A 24,540-nucleotide genomic window follows, 5' to 3' on the forward strand; every position below is an offset into this window, starting at 1 on the left:
ACGGAGGCCGGCAATGAAGATCACTAGGGTTCGCACGCACATTCTCGAAGCAAAGCTGTCGCAGCCCTTTGCCTATTCGCGCGCCTGGTACGACACGCGCACCGCAATGCTGGTCGAGATCGAGACCGACAATGGTCTTATCGGATGGGGCGAATGCTACGGTCCGGCACGCATGACGGCGGCGGTAGTTCGCAGCATCGAACCATGGCTGATCGGCGAGGATCCGTTGGGCACCGACGTGCTATGGCAGATGGTCTACGCGCGCTTGCGCGATCACGGCCAGAAGGGCGTCGTGATCCAGGGAATGAGCGGCATCGACATCGCGCTATGGGACATCAAGGGCAAGCATTTTGGCGTACCCGTGCATCAGCTTCTCGGCGGCGCCGCGCGCAAGCAGGTTGCCGCCTACGCAACCGGTCTCTACCGGCGCAAGTCAGGCGATCCGCTGACCTATCTGCCGGAGGAAGCGGCGGGTTATGCCGCCGAGGGATTCCGTGCCGTGAAGTTGAAGGTCGGTTTCGGCATCGCCGAAGATGCCGCAATCACCCGCGCGGTGCGCGAGGCGATCGGCCCCGATGTCGCGCTGATGGTCGATGCGAACCACGCCTATGACGCGGTCGCGGCGATCCGGCTCGGCCGCCTGATCGAGCGCCATGACATCGGATGGTTTGAGGAGCCGGTGCCGCCGGAGGATGTCGCGGGCTATCGCGCGGTGAAATCCGCGCTCACGATTCCGGTCGCCGGCGGCGAGTGCGAATTCACGCGCTTCGGCTTCCGCGAGCTGTTCGTCTCGCACGCGCTCGACATCGCCCAGCCCGACACCTGCGCGGCGGGTGGTTTGAGTGAATGCAAGAAGATCGCCGACATGAGTGAGGCGTTCGGCATCCGCTACAATCCGCACGTCTGGGGCACCGGGATTGCGATCGCCGCCTCGCTCCAGCTCCTCGCGGTGCTGCCCTCGCAAACGCCGACTTCGCTGTCACCGCTCGAGCCGATGCTGGAATTCGACCGCACTGAACATCCGATCCGGCAGGCGATTTTGCAGGAGCCGATCGAGCATGCGAGCGGCGTCGTGCGGGTGCCCGAGGGGCCGGGCCTCGGTATCGAGATCGACCGCGCCGCGCTAGCGCGCTTTGATGCGGAGGCCTAACCGATCGTCTGCAACGTCGGAAACGTCTCCAGCAGCCAGATGCTCACGTTCGAGACCGCGCCGGTGAGGAATCCAATACCGGTGATCACCATCAGGACGCCCATAGCGCGCTCGACATTGACGAGATGGCCCTTCATGCGCGCAAACAGGGTGGAAAACTGCTCGATCATCAGGGCAGCGATCAGGAAGGGAATGCCGAGCCCGGCCGAATAGACCGCGAGCAGGACGGCGCCCTTTGTCACCGTGGCTTCGGCCGCGGCGACCGAGAGGATCGCGGCAAGGATCGGGCCGATGCAGGGCGTCCAGCCAAAGGCAAAGGCCAGCCCCATCACATAAGCGCCCCAAAGGCCGACGGGCTTGGGCGCGGTCAAGCGTCCCTCGCGCATCAACAGGCCGATGCGCGTCAGGCCGAGGAAGTGCAGGCCCATGACGATGATGACGATGCCGGCGAGGATCGAGAGTTCGGCCGACCAGGCCCGGATCAGCGCCCCGATCAGCGAGGCGCTGGCGCCGAGCGCCACGAACACCGTGGAGAAGCCGAGCACGAACAGGAGTGCCGACATCATGATGGCGCGTTTGGAGGCGGATGCGGGCTCTTCGCTTTCGACATGCTCGATCGTCGCGCCCGTCAGATAGATCAGGTAGGGCGGGACCAGCGGCAGGACGCACGGGGAGAGGAAGCTGACGAGGCCGGCAATCAGCGCCGCCGGGATCGAAACATTTTGCATGATGCAGTCGGAACCATCTCTGGCGCCGATGCGGCGCGCGGGGAATGCGCGCGGCCCGGAGCCGAACCGGCTCTGGTGTAGCCGATGCCAGCGAATGCGCAACAGAGGCGCACAAAACCAGGGCTCCTCCCGATGCCGTCTGTGATCACAGATGCGGCACCGGGACACGCACAAATCTCGCCAAAAAGCGAAACTCGGCGGCGCGGCTACTTCACCACGCGGAGCAGCGGACGCCGGGGCTGGTCCTGCGTCTGCTTGGAAGGGGGCTGCGGTTCGCTCGTGGCCGTCCGCAGCATTTCGTCGCACAGTGCCTTGAGATCGGCACTGTCAATTCCTTTGAGCTTCATCCGCACGTCCAGGATGACAATGGACAGCAGCTCGGCCGACTCACGGCTATTGCTCTCGTTGAGCACCCTGCGGCACTCTTCGAGCGTTTCCAGCACCGACTGCAACTGTTCGTCTGAATGCGACACGGCGTTCTTTCCGCTAATTCGGCCTGTGAGACGTGGTTGTGACGACCCCTTTGGCCCCCATGGAGCGTCGAGGATAACACGAGGCCGCTACGCCCCCGAACATGATTTCAGTGTGTTTCTGCCTTGAAACCGCGGTTCCGGCGCGTATCGCGTCGCGCCGCCGGCCGTCGAAACGCTCAGTCGTAAAGCGCTCGATCGTAAAACGCTCGCTCGTAAAACGCCTGGCGTGCTGCAATTGATCCATCGTGGAAGGCACCTGCTCTCGCGCAAGGACGTTCATTGCGGACAATGCCGACAATCCCGCAGGCAAGTCACGGCTCACAACGGAACTCACGCCACACCCCCTCATACGGGCGATGGTTTGCCCGATTCCTAGCCCTTGTTCCTAGGCTTGGCAGCACCCGAATACCACCTGCGGCGTAGTAAGGATGACGTTCAAAACTCGTCGTTCCCCAACCCGCCGTGGTTGTGGTTTGCCCGAGATTCTGCCAGTTTAGCGACCCGAAGGGACTTGTATGCACTCCTTGGCGGAAAGGGGCGTTCCTCTGGAGGAACGCTCAAAGACAAACGTCAGCGGCCTCTCGGACTGGGATGCGGCGCGCATTTTCCTGGAAGTTGTCCGATGCGGAAGTTTCCGCTCGGCGGCCGAGCGCCTGTCGCTGTCGATCAACGCCGTTCGCCGCCGGATCGATGATTTCGAACGCCAGACCGGCACCACGTTGTTCACCCGCGACGTCCACGGCACCCGTCTGACCGACGAAGGCGCGCTGGTGGTCTCCGCCGTCGAGCAAATGGAGGCGGCTGCCTTCGACGTGCTGCGCACCAGCGATTCGACAGCGAACGCCCTGTCCGGCGAGGTCCGCGTCGCCGTCACCGAGGGACTTGGCACATTCTGGCTCGCCCCGCGACTGGTCGAATTCCAGCAGACCTATCCGAAGATCCTGGTCGATCTGCATTGCGCGATGCGTTCGGCCGACGTCTCCCGCCACGAGGCCGACGTCGCCATTCACCTGTCGCGGCCTTCGGCACTCGACGTCAAGCTGGTGCGGCTCGGCCGCATGCATCTGATGTTCTGGGCCTCCGAGAAATACATTTCAAAACATGGCGCGCCGCGCTCGGCGGCGGAGTTGATCAAGCACCGCCTGGTGCTGCAGTTCGCGGACCAACTCGCCGCCAAGCAAACTTTCGAGAGCTTCTTCCCCGGCGTTCCGGAACGTGACCTTCTGGTCATGAAGACCAACGTCTCGAGCGCCAACTACTGGGCGGTCGCGAATGGCGCCGGAATCGGCGTGTTCCCGAGCTACGCCATTGCGCTTGGCGGGAAGTTGATTCCACTGGAGGTCGAGCTGAACAGACCGCTGGATATCTGGTTGTCCTACCATCCTGGTAGCGGCCGGATTCCGCGCGTACGGCACATGATTGACTGGCTGATCGAAGCCTTCAATCCGGCGCGTTTCCCGTGGTTTAAGGAAGAGTTCGTGCACCCGCATGAATTCAAGGACGAGTATATGGGCGAACCCCTGACCCAGCTCTTCGGGGGGTTTTCAACCGAAGACCGATGAGAAAAAAGATGAAGACAGCGGCGAAGAGAATGAAGCAGCGCAGTGCCGGCAAGCCGGACATTGAGCTGGGCAAGCGAATCCGTCTACGGCGCGTCGAGATGAAGGTCTCGCAGGCCGAGCTCGGCGAGAAGCTCGGCGTCAGTTTCCAGCAGGTCCAGAAGTACGAGAAGGGCGTCAATCGCGTCGGCGCGGCCCGGCTTCAGCAGATCGCCACCGCCCTCGATGTGCCCGTGACCTTCTTCTATGACGGCGACAACAAGGCGCGCGAAGTCGAGAGCCTGCTCTTCCTGGACTCGGCCTTCAGCCTCCGCCTGCTGCGCGCCTACAGCAAGATCAAGGACCAGACGGTGCAGCGTCAGCTCGTCTCGCTGATGGAATCGATCGCAGCGAACGAAGCCTGAGCCGATCGGCGTTCGTGCCTTTCCGCCCGATGTTCAATCCGCCGCGTCACGGGGCGCGGCTGGATTGAACGAGACCCGGACGAGATATATCCGGCCCGCGCTTGCGCGGACTTCTCGGGGCGGCATGACCGCCCCTTTTTGTTGACCATTTTTCCCGCCGTCGCCCGCGGTTTGCGCGAACCCATTCCTGCCCTGTCGCGACCCAATCCAGAGACCGCGTGCCTTGCGCATGGGGCTCGCGATGCGCCGTGCTTGAGGGAGCCGCAACCGGGAGACGCTAGCCTCCCGCCGATTTCTCGAATCAGCCCGACGAACCGGGAATTGCCGATGCGAGCGCCCGTCCGGGCCTCGCTCTCATAGGGAAGATGGGACACATGTCGAAGCGCCATGCGATAATCATTGCCGTCGGCATGCTTGCGAGCGCCTCTGCGCTTGCTCAGACCGAGACCATTGGACAGGCCGGGCCCAAGCCGGCGACTGCGGCTGGCACGGTGCCGGCCACCGCCAATCCGGCCCACGCAGCCGCACCGAAAACCGCCGCGCCGGCGGCCGCATCTACGGCGGAGAGCCGTTCGGCCGCAGCGCTCGCGCTGACGCATGAGCCGACCTATGACGAAGGCTCCGCCCAGCGCATCAAGGATGCGGCGCTGAGCTATTCCGATCTGGCCGTGCGCGGCGGCTGGCCGACGATCCCGGCAGACGCCAAATTCGCGCCCGGCGCCCAGGGCGCCAATGACGATCTCCTGCGCAAGCGGCTGATCGTCTCCGGCGATCTTTCCGCCGACAAGGCGAGCGGCGCCTTCGACCAGGATCTCGCCGACGCCGTGAAACGCTTCCAGGCCCGCCACGGCCTCGCGCCGACCGGAACGATGACGCCGCGCACGATCGCGGCGATGAACGTGCCGGTGCAGAACCGCATCCGGCAGCTCGAGGCTTCGCTGCAGCGGCTCGAGAACATGAATTTCGGCTTCGGCCAGCGCTATGTCGTGGTCAACATCCCCGCCGCCTTTGCCGAAGCGGTCGAGAACGACGTCGTGGTAAGGCGCTATCGCGTGATCGTCGGCAAGACCGAAAAGCCCTCGCCAACGCTCACCGCCCAGATCAGCAGCGTCGTCCTCAATCCCACTTGGACGGTGCCCTCCTCGATCGCCAAGACCGAGATCTCCGCGCATATGCGCAAGGATCCCACCTATCTGTCGCGCATGCACATGGAGGTGCTCGACGCTCACGACAATCCGATCGACCCGAATTCGGTTGACTGGTCGGGCACGCATACGCCGAATTTCACCGTGCGCCAGCACAACGGCACGTTCAACGCGCTCGGCGCGGTCAAGATCGACATGCCGAATTCCTATTCGGTCTACATGCACGACACCAACCAGCGCAATCTGTTCAGCGATGATTACCGCTTCGATTCCCACGGCTGCTCGCGCGTCGACAATGTGCGCGATCTCGCCGCCTGGCTACTGAAGGACCAGCCGAAATGGAGCCGCGCCGCGATCGACGCGGAGATCGCCAGCGGCCAGCATCTCGACGTCGCCATGGCGAAGAAGGTGCCGGTGGCCTGGATCTACCTCACGGCGTGGATGACCAAGGACCAGACCGTCCAGTTCCGCAACGACGTCTATCACCAGGACGAGCAGTTGCTGGAGGCGACCGCCGAAGAGGCGGCCTTCTTCAGCAATGCCGGCAGCCACCCGCTGACCGCGCACATGACGCGATAGATCGCGCCATGCAATCGCGGCACAGGCGGCTGCAAAGCCACATCCGTTGTCGCGGTTGACCCTGGCCTCGCCCCGGCCGAACATTGCGCCTCGCCAACGAAAGCGCCCGCGATGTCCGACATGTCCAGCACGACCGAAATTCCCTACGCCGACGGCAAGATCCTCAAGCACACAGCCAGTGGCGTCGGCGTGATCATCTTCAACAATCCCGACAAGCGCAACGCGATGTCGCTGGAGATGTGGGAGGGATTCGGCGAGGCGCTGACAGCCTTACGCGATGACGCTGCCGTGCGCGTCGTGATCCTGCGCGGCGGCGGTGGCAAGGCATTCGTGTCGGGCGCCGACATCAGCCAGTTCGAGAAGACGCGCCATAACGCCGCCGCTTCCGAGGAATACGCAAAACGCAGCGCGGCCCAGCGCGCGCTGCTCGCCGACTATCCCAAGCCAACGATTGCCTGCATCCAGGGTTTTTGTCTCGGCGGCGGCATGCAATTGGCGATGCTCGCCGACATCCGCATCGCCTCCCATGGCAGCCAGTTCGGCATTCCCGCGGCGAAGCTCGGCATCGCCTATGGCTATGACGGCTTGCGGCACCTGGTGTCACTGGTTGGCCCGTCCTGGGCACGGCTCCTGATGTATACGGGCATGCGCATCGATGCGTCGGAAGCGCTGCGCATCGGGTTGGTCGAGCGCGTGGTTCCGGAGGATCAGCTCTGGGGCGAGACCATGGCCATCGCCGAGACGATCTCGCAAAATGCACCACTCGCGATCAAGGCCGCCAAGCTCACCATCGCGCAGGTGCTGAAGGACGAAAGCGCACGCGACATGGAGGCAATTAGGGCCGTCGGCACGGCTTGTATGGACAGCGCGGATTTTCGCGAGGGCCGACAGGCGTTCATGGAGAAGCGCAAGCCACAGTTCCAGGGACGGTGATTCCGTCATTGCCACGAAGCGCAGCAACGACGGCAGGCAACGTGAACATGCATTCAGGAAGATTAAATTCCCACGGCCCCGCAACACCATAGCAACCAGCTGATTTGCTGGAAGTTCTCTCGCCATCAAACGAGGGAGATTGCGATGAAACTGAAATTTGCTGTTGTTGGTCTGGCTGCCCTGGGCGGCGCCGCTCTCGCATCAGGACAGGCACTCGCAGCGATGCCGAACGGCATTCCGCAGGCCGACCGTATCGCGAGCGGCCCGGCAGCCGACGTCGATCAGGTGCGCTGGGTCTGCAACCCCTGGGGTCGCTGCTTCTGGCGTCCGAATTATTACGGCGCCTACGGTTTTTACGGCGGCCCGCGACGCTTCTACGGCGGCCGTCCGTGGGGCTGGGGCGGCCACCGCCACTGGCGTCGCTGGTGAATTGCGAGGGGCCGCGAGGCCCCTCTTCCTTGACTACAGCGCCGCAAGCACCGCCTTCGTGATGTCGGCGGTTCCGTTGCGGCCACCAAATTCCATCGGCTTGAGACCGTCGGCATAGACCTTGTCCACCGCACGCTCGATGGTCTCGCCGGCCTCGGCCGCTCCTTCGACGCCGTGCTTGTCGGCGAGCCAGTCCAGCATCATTGCAGCCGACAAGATCATCCCGGTGGGATTGGCTTTGCCCTGCCCCATGATGTCGGGCGCGGTGCCGTGGCACGGCTGGAACACTGCGTATTTGTCGCCGATGTCGGCCGAGGGCGCCATGCCGAGGCCGCCGATCAGGCTCGCGGTGATGTCGGAGACGATGTCTCCGAACATGTTCTCCATCACCATCACGTCGAAATCCCAGGGACGCTTCACCAGCATCGCCGAGCAGGCATCGACATAGAGCCGGTCGGTCTTCACCTCCGGATGACGCTTGGCGATCTCGTCGAAGATGCCGCGGAAGAACGCAAAGGCCTTGAACACGTTCGCCTTGTCGACGCAGGCCAGCGCGCCGGGCTTGCCGCGCGCCTTGCGCCGCTCGGCGAGGCGAAACGAGAACTCGAACAGGCGCTCGGACGTCTTGCGCGTGATCACCATGGTTTCGCGCGCCTCCTCATGGGTGACGACGCCCTTGCCCATCGAGGCGAACAGGCCTTCGGTGGACTCCCTGATCACGACGAGATCGATGCCGCGCTGGTCGGCGCCGACGATCGGGCTCGGCACGCCCGGAATGAGCCGCGCCGGGCGCACACCGGCATAGAGATCGAAGATGAAGCGCAGCTCGATCTGCGGCGCGATCTCGGTGTTGTCAGGATAGCGCACCGACGGCAGGCCGCAGGCGCCGAGCAGGATCGCGTCCGCCTCCTCGCACAGCTTGATGGTGGTGTCCGGCATCGACTTGCCGGCGGCGAGATAATGATTGGCGCCCGCCGGCCCCTCGGTGAAGCGAAAGCTCAGGCCGGATTTCGTCTCGATCTTGCGCAGGACTTCGATGGCCGGCGCCATGACTTCGGGACCGATGCCGTCACCGGCAAGCACGGCAATGTGGAAGGCATTATTTGCGGACATGGGAAGCCTCAGGAGGAGCGAGCTAAATCGTCATTGCGAGCGAAGCGAAGCAATCCAGAACTGCATCTGCGGAAACACTCTGGATTGCTTCGTCGCTTCGCTCCTCGCAATGACGGAGGATGGAGCGTTGGTTACGGCGTCAGCACCGTGCGGCCAACCACCGCGCCCTGCTGCAGCTGCACCAGCGCGTCGTTGGCCTTGGCGAGCGGCTGCCGCGTCACGGGGATCGGCGCTATGTTCTTCGCTCGCACCAGGTCGAGCAGCTCCTGCGTCTCGCGCAAATTCCCGACATAGCTGCCCTGGATCGTCACCGCCTTGATCGGAATCAGCGGCAGCGCCCAGGTCGCACCGCCGCCGAACAGGCCGACGAGGACGAGCTTGCCGCCCTTGGTCAGGCAGTCGAAGCCGAGTTGCGTGGTGGCGGCGTTTCCGACGAGATCGAGCACGGCGCGGATGGGACCACCGGCTTTCTTGGCAAGCTGCTCCAGGGCGTCGGCCGCCTTGGGATCGACGGTCGCGAGCGCGCCGGCTTGCTCCGCCGCTTCGCGTTTCTTCGCGTCGATGTCGACCATGATCGCGCCCTTGCCGCCCATCGCCTTCAGCAGCGACAGTGCCATCAGGCCAAGTCCGCCGGCGCCGAACATCACGATCGGCGTGTCGAAGTGCTGCTCGAGCTTCTTCAGCGCGCTGTAGGTCGTGACGCCCGAGCAGGCGTAGGGTGCAGCTGACGCGGGATCGAGGCCTTTGAGGTTGAGCAAATAGCGCGGATGCGGCACCAGCATGTGGTCGGAATAGCCGCCGTCGCAATAGACGCCGAGCGAGCGCGGCGTCAGGCACATGTTCTCGTCACCGGCGAGACAGGTCGCGCATTTGCCGCAACCGATCCAGGGATAGACCAGCCCGACATCGCCGATCTTCACGTCGCCCTGGTTCGACGACTTCACGTCCGGGCCGAAGGCGAGCACCTCGCCGACCGTCTCGTGCCCCATGGTCAGCGGCAGGTTGATGCCGCGATCCTTCAGCGAGAGCGGCTTGCGGCCGTGGCCGAGATCGTAGCCACCTTCCCAAATGTGAAGGTCGCTATGGCAGACGCCGGCCGCCTTCACCTTGATCAGCACCTGCGTGCCGGACGGTTGCGGCGTGGCCTCGTCGAACTCCTGCAGCGGCGCCTTGAAATCGGCGACCTTGAAACTTTTCATTGGCGTCCTCCCGGATATTTTTCTTATCGTCGCCACCATGGCATGGGCGGCAGGACGAGACAAACTCGGACCTGTCTAATTTAGGCTGACGGATGATGGCAAGCCGGCCACGCGCAACGCCGCATTGCTTGCCACAGCGTAGTATCCGTCAGACTTCCCGTGAGACTTGCCGTCAGCCTTGCCCTCAGCCTTGCACGGCTGTTTTGCCTGACGGAATTGGCGCATTGTCGGTGAGCCCGATCTCCGCGCGCAGTCCGTCCGTGTGCTCGCCAAGAACGGCCATCGTCTTGCCCGGTGTTGTATCAGCACCGGTCATCCGGAACGGCAGATTGAGGACCTGGAACGAGCCGCCTTCATCCTCGACAGACGAGAGCGCCTCTCGGTGCGCGAGCTGCGGATCGGCCAGTGCTTCGGACACAGTGCGGTAGGCCGAGGCCGGCACGCCGGCCGCACCTAACGCGACAAGACAGACATCGGTCGAGAGCTGCCGCGACCAGGCCTCTACACCGTCCATCAAGTCGGCCCAATGATCGCGACGCGCGGCGTAGGTGGAGAAGCGCGGATCGGAGATCCATTCGGGGCGGCCGATCACTCCCATCAGTCCCTGAAACGTCTTCTCGCTGGCAACCGTGATCATGACATAACCGCTCGCCGTCTCGGTCGGCCCGAACATCGGGCGCGGCGGCGGCTTCACGGTGAACTGCGAGTTCTGCAACTCGATCAATGTCAGCGTCAGCATCGATTCCAGCATGGAAACGTCGATATGCTGGCCGAGCCCAGTCAGGGTGCGCTGGTAGAGCGCCGACGCGATCGCGCCGAACCCGTAGGTGCCGGTGACGACGTCGGCATGGTAGATGCCGCAATAATCCGGGCGGCTGCGGCCGGGCTGATAGGCGAGATGCGCCATGTCGTAGCCCGAGGCTGCATGGATCACCGGCGCATAGGCCGGCAGCTCGGCCGACGGGCCGCTCTGGCCGTAGCCGGAGATCGAGCAGTAGATCAGCTTCGGGTTGACCGTGCGTATTCTGTCATAGTCGAGCCGCAGCCGATGCATCACGCCCGGGCGGAAGTTCTCGACCAGGATGTCGGCAGTCGCGGCCAGCCGGCGGACCGCCTCCTTGCCGTCCTCGGACTTGAGGTCGAGCACGACGCTCTTCTTGCCGACGTTGAGCTGGCCGAACACGGTGCTGCAGCCCTTGCGCAGCGGCGGCCGGGTCCGCATCGTCTCACCGCCGTCGGTCTCGATCTTGATGACCTCGGCGCCCATGTCGGCGAGCATCCGCGCACAATGGGGACCGGCGATGGTGGTCGAAAAATCCAGGACCCTGAGGCCGGCGAAGGCCTTTGTCGTGGTCCCCTCATGCTTATCTGATAGCTGCATGCCTGCTTGCGTCCTTGAGTCACTTAGGAACTTATCGAAGTTCTCTGTTGTTGGTGCGCCGACCCTAGAGGGCGGCGGCTGAGTAGGAAAGTCTTTACCAAACAGACACGTCTCGCGGGCGGGCTTGGGAATTCCAGGGCAACTGGACCCGTTCTTGCATAGCAGCAATCGGGCTCCGGCAGAGGGCAGCAGTTCTTGAGGGTCTTGTTCGTTACGACAGAAATGGACGACTTTGTCCGCGTCGGCGGACTTGGAGCCGTTTCCGCTGCACTCCCCCGAGCCCTTCGTCCTTTCGCCGACATCCGGGTCATGTTGCCCGGCTATCGCGACATCATCGAACAACTCACGCATATCCAGGTCGTTGGCCGCTGTCCGGCGTTCGCGGAGATGCCGGCCTGCTCGCTCGGCCGCGCCGCGACCAAGGACGGCCTGCCGGTCTATGTGCTGTTGTGCTCGCAACTCTACGACCGGCCCGGCAACCCCTATGGTGACGAGTCCGGGCGCGACTGGCCCGACAACGACATCCGTTTCGCGCGCTTTGCCTCGGCCGCCGCTGAGCTGGCGATGGGCACGTTGGACAAGGATTGGGCAGCAGACCTGATCCACGCCAATGACTGGCAGGCTTCGCTCGTGCCGGCCTACCTCGCCTGGCGCGGCTCCAAGCTGCCGTCGATCCTGACCATTCACAACCTCGCCTATCAGGGCCTCTTCCCGAAGGACTCGCTGCGGCGGATCGGCGCGCCGGAGAGCTCCTTCCACATCGACGGCGTCGAGTTCTACGACCAGCTCTCCTTCCTCAAGGCCGGGCTGGTCTACGCCTCGCATCTCACCACAGTCAGCGGCACCTATGCGCGGGAGATCACCACGGATGAATTCGGCTGCGGTCTCGAGGGCCTGCTTCGAGTCCGCTCCGACGCGGCCGAACTCACCGGCATCCTCAACGGCATCGACGAGAGCTGGGACCCGCGTTCCTGCGCCCAGCTTGCCCAGCAGTTCGGCGCCGGCGACTGGGTCGGCAAGAAGGCCAATGCGGATTACGTGCGCAAGCAGTTCGGGCTTGCGGTGTCGCGCGGCCCGATGTTCGGCATCGTCGCCCGGCTGGTGCACCAGAAGGGCATCGACCTCGTGCTGGCGGCGGCCGACGAGATCGTCGATGCCGGCGGGCAGATCGTGGTCACCGGCTCCGGCGAGCCGGCGCTCGAGCAGGCGCTAATCGACGCGCATCGCCGGCGGCCTGACGCGATCGGGGTCGTGATCGGCTTCAACGAGGCCCAGGCGCGCCGCATCTTCGCCGGTAGCGACTTCACATTGATGCCGTCACGCTTCGAGCCCTGCGGGCTCAGCCAGATGTACGCCCAGCGCTTCGGCTCGCTGCCGATCGGCCACCAGACCGGCGGCCTCGCCGAGACCATTACCGACGGCGAAACCGGCTTCCTGTTCTCAAAACCTTCGCATGAATCCTTCCTCGGCGGCGTCCGCCGTGCGTTCTCCGCCTTCATGGCGCAGGACCAGCTCGACACCATGCGTCGCAGTGCGATGGGACGGTCGTTCTCCTGGAGCATCCCGGCCGGCAGCTACAACGCGCTGTACCGGAAGCTGGCGGCGGTGTGAGGCCTGCGTGTCCTCGTCATTGCGAGCGTAGCGAAGCAATCCAGACTGTTTTCCGTGGCAGCAGCCTGGATTGCTTCGTCGCAAGAGCTCCTCGCAATGACGGTGGTTTGTGGCAACGGCGGAGGACTTCACCCCCTCCCGCGCACATCCATCTGCGACCGTCCGATCCAGGCACGGTTGAGGCACCGCGTCATCCAGTCGGGCTGCGGCTCTCCGCGCAGCCGCGCTTGCGCTTCCTGGTAGGGACCGACATAGCGCAGCCGGTCTGGCAACCTTGGATAGACCCGCCGTATCCATCGCAGCGCCTTCTCGGCGGATCTGGTGTCACGCTCGTCAAGCTCGAACCCGAATCCCACACGCAAGCTTTCCGGCAGCAGGCTCGCGGTGAGCGCGCGATACCAGCGCGGCGGACGCAACCACGGGCGCGCTCCACCAAAGATCTGCGCGGCGATATCGCGCGCGGCCGGGCTGACGGTCAGCGTATCCGACTGCGTCATTGCCGCGGTGTAGGCCGCAAAGCCGGACCAGTCCGCCGGCAGATCGTGCGCCGTCAACCCGAACAACGCACCGAACAACCGACTCTCGGCCCAGTAGCGTTCGCGTTCGTCCGCCGAGAGAGGCGGCAAGACCAGATCATGCGCCATCAGCGCGGTCTCGACCAGCGTGGCATGAACCCAGCGCAGCGACGGGATGTCGTTGGCACAGTAGCGCGAGCCTGCCGCGAACGGACCGACGGTCTCGGGCATCTCGCCGACGATCATGCTGTGGCGCCGGTGCAATTGCCGCGACGACAACAGCGCGCGGTCAAGCGAACCGAACACCATGGCAAAGACGATGTCGAAGGTGCGGTGAAATCGTCCGATCGGATCAGCGAGGGTTTTCGAATGCTCGGCGATGGCGGCGGCGACCCAGGGATGCGCGAGTTGAAGGAGCAGCGCCCGGCCGGCGCCGAGAAAGATCACGGCCTCGCGGTCGATTTGCCAGGTCACCGTGTCAGGGCCGAACACGCCGGCGACCGGTCCCGCCGCGTTGGCGCGGACGGTATCAAGGGCAGATTCAAGTTCGCTCCCGGACACCACCTGCAGGGACTTTCGATTGCGGACCAGGACCGACAATCCGCAAGGCATGTGGCAATTCGATGAAGGGGACGATCGCTTGCGGCCCTACTCCGCCGCCATCGGCATCTCGTCCATATGTTCGTGCAGCACCACGCTCGCGAGCGGATCGAACTCGCCAACCCACGGCCTTCGCTCAAGCACTGACTTTGTGTGCGAATAGCCGGCATCCCAGCGCCGCATGATGCCGGACGGACTGAAGTCGATATCCTTGGTGTGGCTCTCGCGGTCGAGCTGCGGCGCAAGCAGGCGCACGACATGCATCCTGGTCGGGCAGCCGTAGTCGATCAATTCCCTCACAGCCGGATTGCTGCGCTCGCTTTCAGGCAGTCGCGCGGCGAGCTGGCTAATGACGTGGCGCAGGCGATGGGTTTGCTGCTGGCGCGTGATCTGGCTCGCGATCCGGCTGGAATATTGCACATCCTTGTGCCGGTTCAGCACCTCCGCCATCGTGGTCGGCTCTGCGCCGGCGGGATTCCACAAATGCACGGCGAGGATCAGCGAATTTTTGCGTGGATTGTCGTCGAAGACGGCCTCGGTCGGCGTGTTCGACAGAATGCCGCCGTCCCAATAGAGTTCGCCGTCGATGCGTACCGCCGGAAACGCCGGCGGCAGCGCGCCCGAAGCCATGACATGCTTCACCGTCAGCTCGCCGTCGCGGCTGTCGAAATAGCGCATCTGGCTGCTGCGGACGTGAGCGGCGCCGATCGTCAACCGTGGCGCGCAGCGGTTGATCCGGCCGAAATCGACAAGCTCGAGCAGCGTCCGCTCCAGCGGCGCCGTCGAATAGAAGCCGGCGTGATCGGCTCCGAGCGGATAGGAATCGCCCGCATGCGCCAATGGATTGGGACGGAAGAAGCCGGGAATGCCGTGGGTCAAGGTCGACCAATAGGCGAGCTTTTCATTGAAGCCGGCAAACGGGGTGCGCAGATTCCAGACCGGATTCTGCTCCATCCGTTTCCAGAACTGCTTCAGGCGCAGCAGCCGCTGGTCAGGCGCGTTGCCCGCAATGAGCCACGCATTGATGGCGCCGATCGAGGTGCCGATGATCCAGTCCGGCTCGATGCCGGCCTCGTGCAGCGCCTGGTACACCCCGGCCTGATAGGATCCGAGTGCACCGCCGCCCTGAAGCACCAGCACCACCTGGCCGGGCAGATCCTTCGACACGCTGGTATCGCGCTTCACATCGTTCATATTCTGCTCCCTGAGAGCCCGTACCCTTGCCATGTTCGCTCCTAGCGATCCTATGTTACGCGCTCGCCTCAATGCGCGGTCCAGCCTCCGTCCACGGGCAACGCAATCCCGGTGATCGTGGCCGCTGCGTTGGTGGACAGAAATACGCTGAGCGCACCGAGCTCCTCGACGGTCGAGAAGCGCTTGTTCGGCTGTTGCGCCAGCAGCACGTCACGGATCGCCTGGTCACGCGAGATTCCATGCGCCTTGGCCTGCCCATCGATCTGCGCCTCGACCAGTGGCGTATAGACATAGCCGGGACAGATCGCGTTGCAGGTAATGCCCTCTTCTGCCGTCTCCAGCGCGGTCACCTTGGTGAGCCCGACGATGCCGTGCTTGGCGGCGACGTAGGCCGCCTTGAACGGCGAGGCGACCAGGCCGTGCGCGGAGGCGATGTTGATGATCCGCCCGAACCCGTTCTGTCGCATTGCGGGCAGCGCGAGCCGCGTGGTGTGGAAGGCCGACGACAGATTGATCGCGAGGATCTGGTCCCATTTCTCGACCGGAAACTGCTCCAGCGGCGCAACGTGCTGGATGCCGGCATTGTTGATCAGGATATCCAGGCGGCCGGCCTGCGCAACCGTCGCCGCGATCATTTCGGCGATCGAATTCGGTCTGGTCATGTCGGCCGGCGAAAACCTTGCCTTGACGCCGAACTCCGCCGCGATCTGCTCGCGCGTCCGGTCGAGCTCGGCCGCCACACCAAGGCCGTTCAGCACGATGTCGGCGCCGGCCGCGGCAAGTGCCCGCGCGATACCGAGGCCGATGCCACTGGTTGAGCCCGTGACCAGCGCAACCTTGCCCGCGAGCGCCCGGGAGGCGGACGTCTGCGGCTTGACGGACATATTCACGGGCAAACTCCTTTGACATGACGACTTGTGCTGAGCCGACTGTGAAGCATCGCCGGGTTTGACGGAAATGCCCGTTGGCTTCCGAAACCATGCCTGTGCGCTATTGCGGTCGGGATGTCATTCTCCGCGCCGATCGGCTAGCTTTCGGCTGATCTTGCCGGGAGCCGATCCATGGAAATGCACCAGGTCCGCTATTTCCTCGCGGTGGCGCAACTCTTGAACTTCACGCGTGCCGCCGAGGAATGCAACGTGACGCAGCCTTCGCTGACGCGCGCGATCAAGCAGCTCGAGGCCGAGCTCGGCGGCGATCTGTTTCGCCGCGAACGGCCCGCGGCGCAATTGACCGAGCTCGGCCAGCGCATGCATCCGCTGCTGAAGCAGTGTTTCGAAGCGGCCACCGGCGCCCGATCGCTGGCCTCCTCGTTCCGGAGCGGCGAGATCGGCGCGCTCCGCGTCGCGCTGACGCATGCGATCGACCTGTCGCTCCTCATTCCGCATCTCAACCAGATCAAGCGGCAGTTCAACCGGCTCGAATTCCGCTTCCTGCGCGGCTCGAGTCGTGAAGTGGCCGAGTTCCTGAAGAAGGGCGAGGCCGAGCTAGGGATTGCCGCGGACATCGACGAGGCCTGGGAGCGGCTCGATGTCTGGCCGCTGTTCACCGAGAGCTTCGAGCTCGTGGTCAGCGACGGACATCGCCTGGCCGGCCGCAGCAGCATCGCACTGGACGATCTGCGCGCGGAGCAGCTGCTGAGCCGGACGTTTTGCGAGCATTCCGCCCGTATCTCGGCGAGCCTGCGCGAGCACGGCATCGCGATCGAGCAGGGTCACGAAATCTCGAACGAGCGCGATTTGATCGAGCTGGTCGAGGCCGACATCGGCGTCGCCATGCTGCCGCACACCTCGCCCGTTCCGGAGACGTTGACGCGCGCTGCGGTCGCCGGGCTGGACGCCCGTCGCACCGTCAGCCTCTACGGGGTGGCCGGCCGGCAGCGCACGGCGGTGGCCAATGCCGTTATGCGCATGTTGCGCGGTGCGGATTGGCGGGAGATTGCGGGGTAGCAGCCACGCTCGCTCCTCACTCTTTCAGGCCTCCCTGCTCGCGCCTTCCAACGCTTCAAGCAGATCATCGATCTCGATTCGCTTGCGGAAATCCGGATCGACGAAGCGGGCTTTCACGAGACCGTCGCGACCAACGACGAACACGGCCGGGATCGGCAGCATCCAGCCATCATTGCCGTGGAATTTCGCCATGTCCTGATAGGACAACAGGTGCTGGATCTCGGCACCGAGCCAGATCGCGAGATTGAGCGACAACGCATAGCCGTTGTCGAGGTCGGTCAGGATCGGAAATGGGGCACCAGCTTCCGCCTTGAGCTGCTGGGTGTATTCCTGCGTCTCCGGCATGATCGCGACTATGCGCGCACCCATGGACTCGACGCGGTCCAGCGCCTGGACCACCGCGCGGACATTGAGCCGGCAATAGGGACACCAATGGCCGCGGAAAAACATCACGGCGACCGGGCCGCTCTCCAGCAGTGAGGACAGCGCGACGAGACGCCCGCTCTCGTCCGGCAACATGAACGGCGGCATCGACTCGCCCGGACGCGGCGCGGTCTCGCCGCCGCCGTTTCCATTCAATCTGGTCACCAGATTGTCGACTGCCTCGCCATAGGCCGGGAACACGTCGCGGCTGGCGTCGGCATAGGCGCGGAGTTGCTCGTTCAGCGTGCCATCCATGTCACGGCAGCGCTGGAAGGCGTGTTTAAGCCGCTCGGCATCGGCCGGCGAGAGAGAGGTCATCTTGCGCTCCAGCGTTCAGGGGACGAATATTAGGTGCCCGATCCGGCCGCCCGCAAGGGGCGGCCGTCATGCGCACGCGATCAGTTCACGTAGAAATTGCCGGTCGGGTCCAGCCGCCCCGAGGTGGAATACAGCGATCCGTTGTCCATGAAGAAGACGGTGTTGTCGGGGACTTTCTTGGCGTTCTTCATCATGGCCTCGTGGTTCTTCTCCGCCGGGGCCATGGCCATCGCCGACATCTTGCCGGGTCCGCCATACAGGTAGGCCATGCCGGCCTTGAAGTCCCATGTGGCTTCCGAGAAGGCCGATGTGGCGATGACCACGAACGCAGCCGTGGCAATCAAGGTCTTGGACAATTTCGTCATGAGATGTTCCTCCGGAGTGACGTGAACGCCCGCCAACCGGGCGCCCCACCATCGAACGCCAGTCGCTCGGGAAGCGGAAATGCCAATCCCCAATCGGTTCGATAGCGAGCGCCTATCGGGCCCGATAGCGCCGGTCTATCGCAGCGAGAGCGAAAGAGCATTTCAGAACGAGCGCCCTCTCGACGAAAGTCCCAACAGAGCCAGCGACCATTGCGGTTGCGGCCAACACAGGAGACGTCCCGATGTTCAAGCATCACACATTGTCGCGTGCGGTCTGGCCCGGCCTGGCCATCCTCGGCGTATTGACACTCTCGGCGCAGCCAGTCTCCGCCGGCGAATGCCCGGCCGACAAGATCAAGCCGAACGCGCAGCAGATGGTCGACTACAAGCCGGTCGGCGTCACCGACGTCACGCTCGGCGCCATCGACCTCGGCAAACAGCCGGCGCATATCGAAGGCCACGAGCTGCGCTTCCGCAAGCTGACCATCGAGCCCGGCGGCATCGTGCCCTGGCACAGCCATGACGACCGCCCTGCCCTGATCTTCGTGCAGCAAGGCGAGATCGTCGAACACGTTTCCAACTGCGTCGATCCGATCGTGCACAAGGCCGGCGACATCCGCCCGGAGGTGTCCGGCACCTCGCACTGGTGGAAGAACCTCGGCAAGGAAACGGTCATTCTCTATGTCGGCGACGTCCGCAAGGACCCGCACGACCACAACATGTAACGGGTGCGCGACCCCAGCGCACGCGTGACGGAATGTGGCGCCCGCGATCCCCATGCTGCCCCGCATGCGGGCGCCACATTCATCACAAGGGAGGCCTGCCATGACCGATCTTTCCGCGCCGATCAAACCAACCGCGATGACGATGGACGCGCATTCACCAGGTCTTGCGCTTCGCTCTCTCGTGATCGGCCTCACTGCCTTCCTGACGGTCGTCGATCTCTTCGCGACGCAGGCGATCCTGCCCTCGCTGACGCGCCGCTACGGCGTCACGCCGGCCGCGATGAGCCTGGCCGTCAACGCCAGCACGTTCGGCATGGCTGTCGCAGGCCTCGTCGTCGGCCTTCTCAGCCCGCACATCGACAGGCGGACCGGCATCCTGCTCAGCCTGACCCTGCTCGCGATTCCGACGAGCCTGCTGGCGACTGCGCCCAATCTTGCCGTCTTCACCGGCCTGCGGGTCGCGCAGGGCCTCTGCATGGCATCCGCCTTCGCGTTGACATTGGCTCATCTCGGCGAGCAATGCAGCGCAATGGATTCCGGCGGCGCCTTTGCCGCCTACATCACAGGAAACGTCGCCAGCAATCTCGTCGGCCGGCTGGTGTCGGCCGCGATCGCCGATAGCCTTGGCCTGGCATGGAATTTCTACTTCTTCGCGGCCCTCAATCTGGCCGGTGCCGCCCTGGTCTATTTCACCATTGCGCGCGTACAGCCGACGCGTGCAACGACGTCGACAGCATCGGCGTTTGCCGCGACGATCGCGCAGTGGCAGGATGCACGGCTGCGTGCCGCCTACGGCATCGGCTTCTGCATCCTGTTCGCATTCATCGGCACCTTCACATTCGTCAATTTCGTTCTGGTTCGACCACCGCTGTCGCTGGGCATGATGGACCTCGGCTTCGTTTACTTCGTCTTCCTGCCGTCGGTGGTCACCACGTTGCTGGCTGGCAAAGTGGCGTCGCGCCTCGGAACGCGTCCGACGATCTGGGGCTCGCTCGCCATCGCCGGGGTCGGCTTGCCGCTGATGTTGGTCCCGCACCTGGGCGCGGTCCTCGCCGGGATGGTTCTGGTCGGAAGCGGCACCTTTTCCGCGCAAGCGGCTGCGACAGGATTCGTCGGACAGGCTGCGGCTGTAAACCGCGGCATCGCCAGCGGCACCTATCTCGCCTGCTATTTCTGCGGTGGGCTCGTCGGCACCGCCGTCCTCGGCCGGCTGTTCGACGCGTATGGCTGGCATGCCTGCGTGGCCGGGGTGGGCCTGGCGCTCGCTGTCGCGGCCCTGCTGACGCTCGCCTTGAAGCGCTAGCGCTTGGCCGGCGCCTCCTGCGGCGGCTCGTCGTCGGCGATGGCGCGCCAGGCGGCGCCGTCGAGATCGTCGTACTGGCCGCTTCGAAGCGACCAAAGGAATGCGGCCAGACCGGCGAGACCGAGCATCAGCGCCAGCGGCACCAGGATGACCAGGATTTCCATCACACGATCTCCCGCGGGGCGCCGCGCGCACGCAGCGAATTCAGCATCACCAGGATCGACGATCCGCTCATGGCGGCAGCCGCGATCAGCGGCGTGACGACGCCGCTGATCGCGACCGGCACCGCGAGGAAATTGTAGCCGATCGCCAGCCAGAGATTCTGCCGCATCAGGTGCAGCGCCTTGCGCGAAGCATCGATGGCGGCGACAACCGGGGCCAGCGGCCGGCCGAGGAAGACGAGATCGGCGGTCGCTTGGCTCAAATGCGCGGCCGAGATCGGCGATATCGAGACATGGGCCGCCGCCAGCGAGGGCGCATCGTTCATGCCGTCGCCGACCATCAGGACCTTCATGCGCCGCTGCTTCAGGACCTCGATCCGCGCGATCTTGTCGGCCGGGGTCACGCCGGCTCGCCATTCGGAGATGCCCAGCGCATGGGCCGCCGCGATCACCGCCGGTTCACGGTCGCCGGAGAGAATCTCGATGCCGATATTGCGCGCCTTCAGCGCCGCGATCACAGCTTGCGCATCGGGGCGGAGGCCCTGGCGCACGGAGAGGATGAATTTTTCGCTGCCCTTGCTGAAACCGACGACCGAGGCTTCGGGATCCAGATTTGTCACGTCCGAGACCAGCGTCTCGGCGCCGCAGAAAGAAGGACGACCGAGGCGAACCTCGATGCCATCGACCACAGCACGCACGCCCTGGCCGGCCTCCTCGACCGCGCCGACGATCGGCGATCTGGCGTCAGAGGCCTGCGCGACCGCGGCGGCGACTGGATGATGGCTCGACAGCGCAAGCCGTCCGGCAAGCTCGAAGATATCAGCGGGAATATCGGCCGCATTCATCACTTCGAGATCGGGCAGCGTCAGCGTGCCGGTCTTGTCGAAGACGACGTGATCGGCTTCCGCGAGACGCTCGATGGCATCGCCGGAATTCAGCAGGACACCAGCCTCGAACATCGCGCCAGAGGCCACGGTCTGTACCGTCGGAATGGCGAGCCCGAGCGCGCAGGGACAGGTGATGATCAGCACCGCGACGCCGGTCACGATGGCATCATGCCAGCCGGCGCCCGCGATGACCCAGCCGAGGATGGTGACGAGCGCGGTGGCATGCACCACCGGCGCGTAGAGTCGCGAAGCGCGGTCTGCGAGCCGCATGTAGCGCGAGCGCGCCTGCAGCGCATTGTCGAGCAGCCGCGTGATCTCGGCGAGCAGCGTCGCCTCGGAGGCCGCCGAGACCCGCACCCGCAAGGTCCCCGAGATGTTCATTGATCCCGCATAGACCGGCGTGCCCTGCTCGGCCGTGACGTAGAGCGTCTCGCCGGTGATCAGGCTCTGGTCGATCTCGGAACGGCCCTCGATCACAGTGCCGTCGACCGCGCAGCGCTCGCCGGGCCGCAGCAGCACGATGTCGCCGGGATAGATCGCGGCCACCGGCACTTGGGATATCTCGTCGGGCCCGACGAACTTGGCCGCGGTCTCCGCCTTAAGCGCGGCGAGATTGCCCGCGACCGCGCGGGTCCGCCGCCGCATGTTCTGGTCGAGGAAGCGACCGACCAGGAGGAAAGTGAGCAGCATGATCGCCGCGTCGAAATAGGCGTGCTCGGCGTGGTTGATGGTCTCGACCACGGACATGCCGAGCGCCAGCGTCACGCCGATCGAGATCGGCACGTCCATGTTGGTGGTCCTGGCCGACAGCGCGCGCCAGGCCGAGCGGAAGAACGGCTGGCCGGCATAGGCCGCCGCCGGCAGCGCGATCAGCGCCGACAGCCAGTGGAAGAAATCGCGCTGCTCCGGCAGCATGTCCGAGACGTTGCCGGACCACACCGGGATCGATAGCATCATCACGTTCATGGTGGCGAACGCGGCGACGCCGAGGCAACGCAGCAGGAAGCGCGATTCGGCGACCTCGGTCGCCTCCGCGCTCTCGGTTTCGTAAGGATAGGCCTTGTAGCCGAGCTCTTCGAGGCGATCGATGAAGCTGATAGGATCGAGCGTGCCCGCCTTCCATTCCAGCGCAACGCGCCGGTCGGTGAGGTTCACGCGCGCCAGCGTGACGTCGGGAATCGCGGACAGCCCGCGCTCGATCTTGGCCATACAGCCGGCGCAGTGCACGCCCTCGACCGCGAGATCGATGTGCTGGACGCCCTCGCCCGCAGTCCGGACGTAATGCGAAAAGTCCCGCGAGACGTGCATGGCAAAATCCTTCAGTTCAGGATCACGCGGTTGCGCGACATGAACACGCGCGTTCCCCGCGCCTCGCCCTGGATCACCAAGTCCCACTGGCCCGACGCGACCGATGCGGCATCGCCGCGATAGAGGCCGATACCGGCCTCCGAGAGCTCGATTGCGAGATCGGCGCGCTTGTCGGTCGGCCGCTCCAGGCGGCCGCCGAATTTCAGTCCGGCGATCGGCTGGCCGCTCGCGTCGCGCGCCTCGACCTGAAGCACGGCGCCGCCATCGGCGCGGCGCTCGACATGGGCGTTGACCTTCCATTTGCGCGCAGCCTGGTCCTGCGCCGCCGAGATCTCGCGGTCATAGGCGAGCCCAGCGGCATAGGGGCTGTCGACGTCCGTCCCTGGCAGCGTCGCGATCGCGAGCTTCATCATGGTCGCGTTGACGCCGATCACGACGCCGAAGAAGGCGACCAGCATCAGAAACACTTTTGTTCCGGTCAGCGGCTTGGTTGCCATGGCGAACTCCTGATCCTAGGGCGCGACGAAATTGTCGGTGGCGCTGGCGACTTCGCCGAGGCCGATATCGGTGACGTGAAAGTGAACCGGGATGGACTTTTCCGGATTGCCCTCCACCGGAGCGGTCACGAGCAGCCGCAGCTCGCTGGTGGAGTCGCGCGGAACCACGATCATCGGCCGGTCCGGCGTCACAGAATCGATTCCGATGACATGGATTGTCGCATTGACCGGGCCGCTCGCGTCGATCGCGATGACCCGGTCGTAACCGCTCTTGTTGAGCAGCCGCACCGTGTAGGCATTGCGGATCGAGCCGTCGCTGAGCTTGACCGCGACCGGGTTGCGGTCGTGCAGCACGTTGACGTCGAGCAGGCTGCGAGTCGCCAGCGTATAGATCATGATGCCGCCGACCGCCGCGATGATCGCGCTGTAGGAGACGGTGCGGGCCCGGACGATGCGGTAGATCGGCGCCTTGCCTTCCTGGCGGCGCTGGATGTTGACGTCGTTGTCATAGCCGATCAGCCGCTTCGGCCGGCCGATTTTCGTCATCACATTGTCGCAGGCATCAATGCAGAGCCCGCACTGGATGCATTCCATCTGCGGTCCGTTGCGGATGTCGATGCCGGTCGGGCAGACCGCCACGCACTGGTAGCAATCGACGCAATCACCAACCTGCTGCCCGAGCGCGCGCAGCTCGGCCGCCTTCTTCACCGACGTACGCTTCTCGCCGCGGTCGTAGCGGTAGGTGACGTTGAGCGCCCATTCATCGGTTAGCGCCGCCTGGATGCGCGGCCACGGGCACATATAGGTGCAGACCTGCTCGCGCATGTAGCCGGCGAGCAGATAGGTCGTCGCGGTGAGAATGCCGATCCAGACATAGGCGAGCATCGGCGCCTGGAACGTGACGAGTTCCTTGACCAGCGTCGGTGCGTCGTTGAAATAGAGCACCCAGGCGCCGCCGGTCCACCACCCGATCAAGAGCCAGATCGAATGTTTGAGCACGATCTCGGAGATCCGCTCCAGCTTCATCGGGTCGGACGATTTGTCCTTCTTCATCCGCTCGCGCCGGTCACCCTCGATCAGACGCTCGACCGCATAGAACAGGTCGGTCCACACCGTCTGCGGACAGAGATAGCCGCACCAGATACGGCCGCCGACCGAGTTCATCAGGAATAGCGCCACCGCGGCGACGATCAGCAGGCCGGTGAAGTAGTAGACCTCCTGCGGCCACAGCTCGATGAAGAAGAAATAGAAGCGACTGTTGGGAAGATCGATCAGCACCGCTTGGCTGGGAGCGCCGAGTCCGCGGTTCCAGCGCACGAACGGCAGGAAGTAGTAGACGCCGAGGCAGAAGGCCATCAGGCCCCATTTGATCCGGCGGAAGGTGCCGGAGGTGCTCTGGGGATAGACTTTCTTCTGGGCCACATAGAGCGGCCCGTTGTCATCGTCTAATGGGAGCTCTTTTGGGTTCGCGGTCCTGTTCATCGCCTGCAGCTTTTCGAGAGGTGCGATAAAACCTAGACCCGACGCCGCCGCGTCAGTTGATCCAGCGCAAGCGGGAGCTTTTTTGTTCGCCCCCGCGTGTCCCGGATTG

At 64.5% G+C, this 24,540-nt stretch carries 24 protein-coding genes; 10 read left to right on the forward strand and 14 right to left on the reverse strand.

Annotated elements, in window-relative coordinates:
- The first annotated feature begins 13 nt into the window (after nt 1-13).
- Complete coding sequence (locus ACIPUD_RS35075) at nt 14-1,150, forward strand: mandelate racemase/muconate lactonizing enzyme family protein (RefSeq protein WP_204510576.1); 1,137 nt, start codon at nt 14-16, stop codon at nt 1,148-1,150.
- On the opposite strand, the gene ACIPUD_RS35080 is transcribed toward ACIPUD_RS35075, so the two are convergent.
- Both ACIPUD_RS35080 and ACIPUD_RS35085 read right to left on the reverse strand, forming a co-directional pair.
- Complete coding sequence (locus ACIPUD_RS35080; protein ID WP_083926459.1) at nt 1,147-1,878, reverse strand: cytochrome c biogenesis CcdA family protein; 732 nt, start codon at nt 1,876-1,878, stop codon at nt 1,147-1,149. The two genes, ACIPUD_RS35075 and ACIPUD_RS35080, sit on opposite strands and share 4 nt — an antisense overlap.
- 206 nt (nt 1,879-2,084) lie before the next feature.
- Nucleotides 2,085-2,351 (reverse strand): hypothetical protein, encoded by a 267-nt coding sequence (locus ACIPUD_RS35085; protein ID WP_018457109.1) that lies wholly within the window; start codon nt 2,349-2,351, stop codon nt 2,085-2,087.
- A gap of 515 nt (nt 2,352-2,866) precedes the next feature.
- On the opposite strand from ACIPUD_RS35085, the gene ACIPUD_RS35090 reads away from it, so the two are divergent.
- The 5 genes from ACIPUD_RS35090 to ACIPUD_RS35110 all read left to right on the forward strand — a co-directional run bounded on the left by ACIPUD_RS35090 (nt 2,867) and on the right by ACIPUD_RS35110 (nt 7,400).
- Complete coding sequence (locus ACIPUD_RS35090) at nt 2,867-3,913, forward strand: LysR family transcriptional regulator (protein WP_446482471.1); 1,047 nt, start codon at nt 2,867-2,869, stop codon at nt 3,911-3,913.
- Nucleotides 3,914-3,942: 29 nt separating this feature from the next.
- Nucleotides 3,943-4,314, forward strand: a complete 372-nt coding sequence (locus tag ACIPUD_RS35095; protein ID WP_026233304.1) for a helix-turn-helix domain-containing protein — start codon at nt 3,943-3,945, stop codon at nt 4,312-4,314.
- Between the two features lie 374 nt (nt 4,315-4,688).
- On the forward strand, nt 4,689-6,038 hold the full coding sequence (locus ACIPUD_RS35100; protein ID WP_018457113.1) for a L,D-transpeptidase family protein: 1,350 nt from the start codon (nt 4,689-4,691) through the stop codon (nt 6,036-6,038).
- Nucleotides 6,039-6,149: 111 nt separating this feature from the next.
- Nucleotides 6,150-6,971 carry an enoyl-CoA hydratase gene (locus ACIPUD_RS35105; protein ID WP_446482472.1) on the forward strand — a complete coding sequence of 274 codons (822 nt, stop codon included), beginning with the start codon at nt 6,150-6,152 and terminating at the stop codon, nt 6,969-6,971.
- Between the two features lie 144 nt (nt 6,972-7,115).
- On the forward strand, nt 7,116-7,400 hold the full coding sequence (locus ACIPUD_RS35110) for a hypothetical protein (protein ID WP_085352111.1): 285 nt from the start codon (nt 7,116-7,118) through the stop codon (nt 7,398-7,400).
- Between the two features lie 33 nt (nt 7,401-7,433).
- On the opposite strand, the gene ACIPUD_RS35115 is transcribed toward ACIPUD_RS35110, so the two are convergent.
- The 3 genes from ACIPUD_RS35115 to ACIPUD_RS35125 all read right to left on the reverse strand — a co-directional run bounded on the left by ACIPUD_RS35115 (nt 7,434) and on the right by ACIPUD_RS35125 (nt 11,093).
- Nucleotides 7,434-8,513, reverse strand: coding sequence for an isocitrate/isopropylmalate dehydrogenase family protein (locus ACIPUD_RS35115; protein WP_085352110.1), 1,080 nt, complete (start codon nt 8,511-8,513; stop codon nt 7,434-7,436).
- A gap of 131 nt (nt 8,514-8,644) precedes the next feature.
- A complete protein-coding gene (locus tag ACIPUD_RS35120) occupies nt 8,645-9,712 on the reverse strand; it encodes an alcohol dehydrogenase (protein ID WP_446482473.1) in 1,068 nt (355 codons plus the stop codon).
- Nucleotides 9,713-9,896: 184 nt separating this feature from the next.
- On the reverse strand, nt 9,897-11,093 hold the full coding sequence (locus ACIPUD_RS35125) for a CaiB/BaiF CoA transferase family protein (protein WP_317244789.1): 1,197 nt from the start codon (nt 11,091-11,093) through the stop codon (nt 9,897-9,899).
- A gap of 195 nt (nt 11,094-11,288) precedes the next feature.
- Here ACIPUD_RS35125 and glgA point away from each other — a divergent pair, with 195 nt between their 5' ends.
- A complete protein-coding gene (gene glgA / locus ACIPUD_RS35130) occupies nt 11,289-12,704 on the forward strand; it encodes a glycogen synthase GlgA (protein WP_039799962.1) in 1,416 nt (471 codons plus the stop codon).
- A 128-nt stretch (nt 12,705-12,832) separates the two neighbouring features.
- Here glgA and ACIPUD_RS35135 read toward each other — a convergent pair whose 3' ends face one another.
- The 3 genes from ACIPUD_RS35135 to ACIPUD_RS35145 form a co-directional block, all read right to left on the reverse strand.
- Nucleotides 12,833-13,831 (reverse strand): oxygenase MpaB family protein, encoded by a 999-nt coding sequence (locus tag ACIPUD_RS35135; protein WP_249799825.1) that lies wholly within the window; start codon nt 13,829-13,831, stop codon nt 12,833-12,835.
- A 36-nt stretch (nt 13,832-13,867) separates the two neighbouring features.
- Nucleotides 13,868-15,013 (reverse strand): patatin-like phospholipase family protein, encoded by a 1,146-nt coding sequence (locus ACIPUD_RS35140; protein ID WP_446482474.1) that lies wholly within the window; start codon nt 15,011-15,013, stop codon nt 13,868-13,870.
- Nucleotides 15,014-15,081: 68 nt separating this feature from the next.
- Nucleotides 15,082-15,897, reverse strand: a complete 816-nt coding sequence (locus ACIPUD_RS35145; protein WP_018457122.1) for a 3-hydroxybutyrate dehydrogenase — start codon at nt 15,895-15,897, stop codon at nt 15,082-15,084.
- Nucleotides 15,898-16,074: 177 nt separating this feature from the next.
- Here ACIPUD_RS35145 and ACIPUD_RS35150 point away from each other — a divergent pair, with 177 nt between their 5' ends.
- Complete coding sequence (locus ACIPUD_RS35150) at nt 16,075-16,962, forward strand: LysR family transcriptional regulator (protein WP_018457123.1); 888 nt, start codon at nt 16,075-16,077, stop codon at nt 16,960-16,962.
- A 24-nt stretch (nt 16,963-16,986) separates the two neighbouring features.
- Here ACIPUD_RS35150 and ACIPUD_RS35155 read toward each other — a convergent pair whose 3' ends face one another.
- Both ACIPUD_RS35155 and ACIPUD_RS35160 read right to left on the reverse strand, forming a co-directional pair.
- Nucleotides 16,987-17,703, reverse strand: a complete 717-nt coding sequence (locus ACIPUD_RS35155; RefSeq protein ID WP_085362251.1) for a peroxiredoxin-like family protein — start codon at nt 17,701-17,703, stop codon at nt 16,987-16,989.
- Nucleotides 17,704-17,783: 80 nt separating this feature from the next.
- A complete protein-coding gene (locus tag ACIPUD_RS35160) occupies nt 17,784-18,068 on the reverse strand; it encodes a hypothetical protein (protein WP_018457125.1) in 285 nt (94 codons plus the stop codon).
- 242 nt (nt 18,069-18,310) lie between these two features.
- Here ACIPUD_RS35160 and ACIPUD_RS35165 point away from each other — a divergent pair, with 242 nt between their 5' ends.
- Nucleotides 18,311-18,793, forward strand: a complete 483-nt coding sequence (locus ACIPUD_RS35165; protein ID WP_018457126.1) for a cupin domain-containing protein — start codon at nt 18,311-18,313, stop codon at nt 18,791-18,793.
- A gap of 100 nt (nt 18,794-18,893) precedes the next feature.
- Entirely contained in the window at nt 18,894-20,096 is a 1,203-nt protein-coding gene (locus tag ACIPUD_RS35170; protein ID WP_085352100.1) for an MFS transporter, read from the forward strand.
- Here ACIPUD_RS35170 and ccoS read toward each other — a convergent pair.
- The 4 genes from ccoS to ccoG are packed head-to-tail and all read right to left on the reverse strand — an operon-like array spanning nt 20,093 to nt 24,431.
- A complete protein-coding gene (ccoS, locus tag ACIPUD_RS35175; RefSeq protein WP_007594007.1) occupies nt 20,093-20,260 on the reverse strand; it encodes a cbb3-type cytochrome oxidase assembly protein CcoS in 168 nt (55 codons plus the stop codon). The genes ACIPUD_RS35170 and ccoS overlap by 4 nt on opposite strands.
- Nucleotides 20,260-22,452: a cation-translocating P-type ATPase gene (locus tag ACIPUD_RS35180; RefSeq protein ID WP_446482475.1), complete on the reverse strand. Its 2,193-nt coding sequence runs from the start codon at nt 22,450-22,452 to the stop codon at nt 20,260-20,262. Before ACIPUD_RS35180 ends, ccoS begins: the two co-directional genes overlap by 1 nt.
- An 11-nt stretch (nt 22,453-22,463) precedes the next feature.
- Nucleotides 22,464-22,949, reverse strand: coding sequence for a FixH family protein (locus tag ACIPUD_RS35185; protein ID WP_085352098.1), 486 nt, complete (start codon nt 22,947-22,949; stop codon nt 22,464-22,466).
- Between the two features lie 15 nt (nt 22,950-22,964).
- Nucleotides 22,965-24,431 (reverse strand): cytochrome c oxidase accessory protein CcoG, encoded by a 1,467-nt coding sequence (gene ccoG / locus ACIPUD_RS35190; protein ID WP_446482476.1) that lies wholly within the window; start codon nt 24,429-24,431, stop codon nt 22,965-22,967.
- Between the last annotated feature and the right edge of the window lie 109 nt (nt 24,432-24,540).

The sequence above is a fragment of the Bradyrhizobium sp. CAR08 genome (assembly GCF_052871955.1).

What these genes read in the sequence shown, in the direction of transcription:
- ACIPUD_RS35075 (WP_204510576.1), top strand. Translation starts at nt 14, where the DNA reads ATGAAGATCACTAGGGTTCGCACGCACATTCTCGAAGCAAAGCTGTCG.
- ACIPUD_RS35080 (WP_083926459.1), bottom strand. Translation starts at nt 1,878, where the DNA reads ATGCAAAATGTTTCGATCCCGGCGGCGCTGATTGCCGGCCTCGTCAGC.
- ACIPUD_RS35090 (WP_446482471.1), top strand. Translation starts at nt 2,867, where the DNA reads ATGCACTCCTTGGCGGAAAGGGGCGTTCCTCTGGAGGAACGCTCAAAG.
- ACIPUD_RS35095 (WP_026233304.1), top strand. Translation starts at nt 3,943, where the DNA reads ATGAAGCAGCGCAGTGCCGGCAAGCCGGACATTGAGCTGGGCAAGCGA.
- ACIPUD_RS35100 (WP_018457113.1), top strand. Translation starts at nt 4,689, where the DNA reads ATGTCGAAGCGCCATGCGATAATCATTGCCGTCGGCATGCTTGCGAGC.
- ACIPUD_RS35105 (WP_446482472.1), top strand. Translation starts at nt 6,150, where the DNA reads ATGTCCGACATGTCCAGCACGACCGAAATTCCCTACGCCGACGGCAAG.
- ACIPUD_RS35110 (WP_085352111.1), top strand. Translation starts at nt 7,116, where the DNA reads ATGAAACTGAAATTTGCTGTTGTTGGTCTGGCTGCCCTGGGCGGCGCC.
- ACIPUD_RS35115 (WP_085352110.1), bottom strand. Translation starts at nt 8,513, where the DNA reads ATGTCCGCAAATAATGCCTTCCACATTGCCGTGCTTGCCGGTGACGGC.
- ACIPUD_RS35120 (WP_446482473.1), bottom strand. Translation starts at nt 9,712, where the DNA reads ATGAAAAGTTTCAAGGTCGCCGATTTCAAGGCGCCGCTGCAGGAGTTC.
- ACIPUD_RS35125 (WP_317244789.1), bottom strand. Translation starts at nt 11,093, where the DNA reads ATGCAGCTATCAGATAAGCATGAGGGGACCACGACAAAGGCCTTCGCC.
- ACIPUD_RS35135 (WP_249799825.1), bottom strand. Translation starts at nt 13,831, where the DNA reads ATGCCTTGCGGATTGTCGGTCCTGGTCCGCAATCGAAAGTCCCTGCAG.
- ACIPUD_RS35140 (WP_446482474.1), bottom strand. Translation starts at nt 15,013, where the DNA reads ATGAACGATGTGAAGCGCGATACCAGCGTGTCGAAGGATCTGCCCGGC.
- ACIPUD_RS35145 (WP_018457122.1), bottom strand. Translation starts at nt 15,897, where the DNA reads ATGTCCGTCAAGCCGCAGACGTCCGCCTCCCGGGCGCTCGCGGGCAAG.
- ACIPUD_RS35150 (WP_018457123.1), top strand. Translation starts at nt 16,075, where the DNA reads ATGGAAATGCACCAGGTCCGCTATTTCCTCGCGGTGGCGCAACTCTTG.
- ACIPUD_RS35155 (WP_085362251.1), bottom strand. Translation starts at nt 17,703, where the DNA reads ATGACCTCTCTCTCGCCGGCCGATGCCGAGCGGCTTAAACACGCCTTC.
- ACIPUD_RS35160 (WP_018457125.1), bottom strand. Translation starts at nt 18,068, where the DNA reads ATGACGAAATTGTCCAAGACCTTGATTGCCACGGCTGCGTTCGTGGTC.
- ACIPUD_RS35165 (WP_018457126.1), top strand. Translation starts at nt 18,311, where the DNA reads ATGTTCAAGCATCACACATTGTCGCGTGCGGTCTGGCCCGGCCTGGCC.
- ACIPUD_RS35170 (WP_085352100.1), top strand. Translation starts at nt 18,894, where the DNA reads ATGACCGATCTTTCCGCGCCGATCAAACCAACCGCGATGACGATGGAC.
- ccoS (WP_007594007.1), bottom strand. Translation starts at nt 20,260, where the DNA reads ATGGAAATCCTGGTCATCCTGGTGCCGCTGGCGCTGATGCTCGGTCTC.
- ACIPUD_RS35180 (WP_446482475.1), bottom strand. Translation starts at nt 22,452, where the DNA reads ATGCACGTCTCGCGGGACTTTTCGCATTACGTCCGGACTGCGGGCGAG.
- ACIPUD_RS35185 (WP_085352098.1), bottom strand. Translation starts at nt 22,949, where the DNA reads ATGGCAACCAAGCCGCTGACCGGAACAAAAGTGTTTCTGATGCTGGTC.
- ccoG (WP_446482476.1), bottom strand. Translation starts at nt 24,431, where the DNA reads ATGAACAGGACCGCGAACCCAAAAGAGCTCCCATTAGACGATGACAAC.